Annotated in this window: 2 tRNA genes and 2 rRNA genes; all 4 read right to left on the reverse strand. The window is 51.9% G+C overall.

The window, feature by feature from the left end:
* Positions 1 to 60: 60 nt before the first annotated feature.
* Positions 61 to 2894 (reverse strand): 23S ribosomal RNA (locus PH256_RS15070).
* A gap of 269 nt (positions 2895 to 3163) precedes the next feature.
* Positions 3164 to 3240, reverse strand: a tRNA-Ile gene (locus PH256_RS15075).
* 3 nt (positions 3241 to 3243) lie between these two features.
* Positions 3244 to 3319, reverse strand: a tRNA-Ala gene (locus PH256_RS15080).
* Between the two features lie 141 nt (positions 3320 to 3460).
* A 16S ribosomal RNA gene (locus PH256_RS15085) occupies positions 3461 to 4769 on the reverse strand; the annotation flags it as partial.

Genomic DNA, 4769 nt, shown 5'->3' on the forward strand with positions numbered 1-4769 from the left:
GGATGCACCCTCAAAACTGAATAATAAACTGCGGACAAATTAGAAGTACCATAAAGACTTGTGGTCAAGCCCTCGACCTATTAGTACACGCTAGCTCAACATGTCACCATGCTTACACTTTGTGCCTATCAACCTTGTAGTCTTCAAGGGGTCTTACCTGATTGACTCAGTGGGATATCTTATCTTTGGGCCGGCTTCACGCTTAGATGCTTTCAGCGTTTATCCGATCCGCACATAGCTGCCCAGCTGTGCCACTGGCGTGACAACTGGTGCACCAGAGGTGCGTCCATCCCGGTCCTCTCGTACTAGGGACAGATCCCATCAAATATCCTGCGCCCACGACAGATAGGGACCGAACTGTCTCACGACGTTCTGAACCCAGCTCGCGTACCGCTTTAATTGGCGAACAGCCAAACCCTTGGGACCGAATACAGCCCCAGGATGCGATGAGCCGACATCGAGGTGCCAAACCTCCCCGTCGATGTGGACTCTTGGGGGAGATCAGCCTGTTATCCCCAGGGTAACTTTTATCCGTTGAGCGATGGCATTTCCACTCACATACCACCGGATCACTAACTCCAACTTTCGTTACTGCTCGACCCGTCGGTCTCGCAGTTAGGCTGGCTTATGCGTTTGCACTCAATAGCATGGTTTCCGTCCATGCTGAGCCAACCTTTGAACGCCTCCGCTACGCTTTAGGAGGCGACCGCCCCAGTCAAACTGCCCACCTAACAATGTCCCCCGACCCGATTCAGGGCCGCAGGTTAGAATCCTAGTATCACAAGGGTGGTATCCCAAGGGTGACTCCGCCCGAGCTGACGCCCGGGTTTCCTAGTCTCCCACCTATCCTGTACATGTAATACCAAGACCCAATATTAGGCTACAGTAAAGCTCCATGGGGTCTTTCCGTCTTGTCGCGGGTAACCGGCATCTTCACCGGTACTACAATTTCGCCGGGCGGGCTGTTGAGACAGTGCCCAAATCATTACACCATTCGTGCGGGTCAGAACTTACCTGACAAGGAATTTCGCTACCTTAGGACCGTTATAGTTACGGCCGCCGTTTACTGGGGCTTCAGTTCGCTGCTTGCACAACTCCCCTTAACCTTCCAGCACCGGGCAGGTGTCAGCCCGTATACGTCATCTTTCGATTTAGCACAGACCTGTGTTTTTGCTAAACAGTTGCTTGGGCCTATTCTCTGCGGCTCACTCTCGTGAGCACCCCTTCTCCCGAAGTTACGGGGTCAACTTGCCGAGTTCCTTAACAACCCTTCTCCCGTTGGCCTTAGAATCCTCTTCCTACCTACCTGTGTCGGTTTGCGGTACGGGCACCTTACAAATACACATGGCTTTTCTCGCCTCTCTCCATGCTTGACTTCCCTACTAAATTTCGGTCCCTCACGACCGGGGCAACCAACGCCCGGCTCAAACATTTCAAAAGTGTCCCCATGCTTAACTGTTTCGGTGGCTACGGAATCTCTACCGTATGTGCATCGGCTACGCCTTTCGGCCTCACCTTAGCTCCCGGCTAACCTGGAGCGGACGAACCTTCCTCCAGAAACCTTAGGCTTTCGGCCATTGTGATTCTCACACAATTCTCGCTACTCATTCCGGCATTCTCACTTGTGTACACTCCACTACCGCTTACGCTATAACTTCGCCGCGTACACAACGCTCCCCTACCCAACGTCAAAGACGTTGCCTAAGCTTCGGTGCAGGTTTTAGCCCCGTTGAATTTTCGGCGCAAAGTCACTCGACCAGTGAGCTATTACGCACTCTTTGAATGAGTGGCTGCTTCTAAGCCAACATCCTGGTTGTCTTAGCAACTTCACATCCTTTTCCACTTAAACCTGCTTTGGGACCTTAGCTGTAGATCTGGGCTGTTTCCCTTTTGACTGTGAGACTTATCTCACACAGTCTGACTCCCATGCATCAATTTTCCGGCATTCTTAGTTTGATAAGCTTCGGTACCCTCTCGGGCCCTAGGCTATTCAGTGCTTTACCTCCGGAAATCTAACATGAGGCTAGTCCTAAAACTATTTCGGGGAGAACCAGCTATCTCCGGGTTCGATTGGAATTTCTCCGCTATCCACAGTTCATCCGCCGCCTTTTCAACGGAGGTCGGTTCGGTCCTCCATGGAGTTTTACCTCCACTTCAACCTGACCATGGATAGGTCACCCGGTTTCGGGCCCACTGCATGCAACTAAACGCCCTATTCAGACTCGCTCTCGCTTCGGCTCCATTGCTTAACAACTTAACCTCGCTGCATACAGTCGCTCGCCGGACCGTTCTACAAAAAGTACCATATCACACTTTGACGTGCTCTATGTGCTTGTAGGCACAGGGTTTCAGGTTCTATTTCACTCCCCTCCCGGGGTTCTTTTCACCTTTCCTTCACAGTACTATACGCTATCGGTCACTGGGTAGTATTTAGGCTTGGAGGGTGGTCCCCCCATATTCCGACCAGGTTTCACGTGTCTGGCCGTACTCTGGATACTGCGCAGCTGCTTTCGTTTTCACCTACGTGACTCTCACACTCTTCGGTGGGCCTTCCCATACCCTTCGGTTAACAATTGCAGTCCTTAAAGCAGTCCGAACCCCGAAGGTATTTCTACCCTCGGTTTGGCCTCTTCCGCGTTCGCTCGCCACTACTTACGGAATCTCGGTTGATGTCTCTTCCTCGCCCTACTTAGATGTTTCAGTTCAGGCGGTTCCCTCCGTATACCTATTTGATTCAGTATACGGTACTGGAGGTTTACTCCAGTGGGTTTCCCCATTCAGAAATCCGCGGATCAAAGATTATTTGCATCTCCCCGCGGCTTATCGCAGCTTATCACGTCTTTCGTCGGCTCCCAGTGCCAAGGCATTCGCCCTGCGCCCTTTTTAGCTTGACCGTATTTATGCTTTATTGATTCTCCTAATTTGCCAACAAGATCAAAACAAAATTGTAGTTAATAACATTTTACTTTGTATCTCATTTCGCAGTTATTATTCAGCTTTCAAGGTGCATCTGCGACTTGCGTCGCATCTGCCTTCGACTTCGTCGAAGTGTGCATCGCTGCACAGTCGAATCATCGAAGGAAGATTGCTTATACTCCGCTTTCGCTTCGTATAAGCGCGATAAGCAAGATTAGCTTGCTGCACTTTCGTGTTTCCACAAAAGTGGTGGGCTCAAGTGGACTCGAACCACCGACCTCGCGCTTATCAGGCGCGCGCTCTAACCACCTGAGCTATGAGCCCATATGGTGGAGATAAAGAGGCTCGAACTCTTGACCCCCTGCTTGCAAAGCAGGTGCTCTCCCAGCTGAGCTATACCCCCACGCTTTCGCGTTTCGGTCTCGCTTATCTTTTGAGGTTCCTTTTTACAGGGCCCTCAAAATTGAACAATATCGAATGCTCTCACAGCAACCTGTCCGTCCAACGAAAGAAACCAGTCTTCCGTGGCCGTCTGACTCCCTAGAAAGGAGGTGATCCAGCCGCACCTTCCGATACGGCTACCTTGTTACGACTTCACCCCAATCACCAGTTTTACCTTCGGCCGCGCCCTCCTTGCGGTTAGGCTACGGACTTCGGGTCCCCCCGGCTCTCATGGTGTGACGGGCGGTGTGTACAAGGCCCGGGAACGTATTCACCGCGGCATGCTGATCCGCGATTACTAGCAATTCCGACTTCATGCAGGCGAGTTGCAGCCTGCAATCTGAACTGAGACAATTTTTATGAGGTTTGCTCCACCTCGCGGTTTCGCTTCTCTTTGTTAATTGCCATTGTAGTACGTGTGTAGCCCAGGTCATAAAGGGCATGATGATTTGACGTCATCCCCACCTTCCTCCGTTTTGTCAACGGCAGTCTCGCTAGAGTCCTCTTGCGTAGTAACTAACGATAAGGGTTGCGCTCGTTGCGGGACTTAACCCAACATCTCACGACACGAGCTGACGACAACCATGCACCACCTGTCTCGATGTCCCGAAGGACTTCACATATCTCTATGCTATGCATCGGATGTCAAGACCTGGTAAGGTTCTTCGCGTTGCTTCGAATTAAACCACATACTCCACTGCTTGTGCGGGCCCCCGTCAATTCCTTTGAGTTTCAACCTTGCGGTCGTACTCCCCAGGTGGATTACTTATTGTGTTAACTGCGGCACGGAAGGGGTCAATCCTCCCACACCTAGTAATCATCGTTTACGGCATGGACTACCAGGGTATCTAATCCTGTTTGCTACCCATGCTTTCGAGCCTCAGCGTCAGTTAGTGCCCAGTAGGCCGCCTTCGCCACTGGTGTTCCTCCCGATATCTACGCATTCCACCGCTACACCGGGAATTCCGCCTACCTCTACACCACTCAAGATCCACAGTTTTGAAAGCAGTTCATGGGTTGAGCCCATGGGTTTCACTTCCAACTTGCAGACCCGCCTGCGCTCCCTTTACACCCAGTAATTCCGGACAACGCTTGCCACCTACGTTTTACCGCGGCTGCTGGCACGTAGTTAGCCGTGGCTTTCTTGTAAGGTACCGTCACTATCGTCCCTTACGACAGGAGTTTACAACCCGAAGGCCTTCTTCCTCCACGCGGCGTCGCTGCATCAGGGTTTCCCCCATTGTGCAATATTCCCCACTGCTGCCTCCCGTAGGAGTCTGGGCCGTGTCTCAGTCCCAATGTGGCCGATCAACCTCTCAGTCCGGCTACCGATCGTCGCCATGGTGGGCCGTTACCTCACCATCTAGCTAATCGGACGCGAGTCCATCCCAAAGCGAATTGCTCCTTTTCCC

Origin of the sequence: Allofournierella sp. CML151 (assembly GCF_027853465.1) — a bacterium.
GTDB lineage: Bacteria > Bacillota > Clostridia > Oscillospirales > Ruminococcaceae > Allofournierella.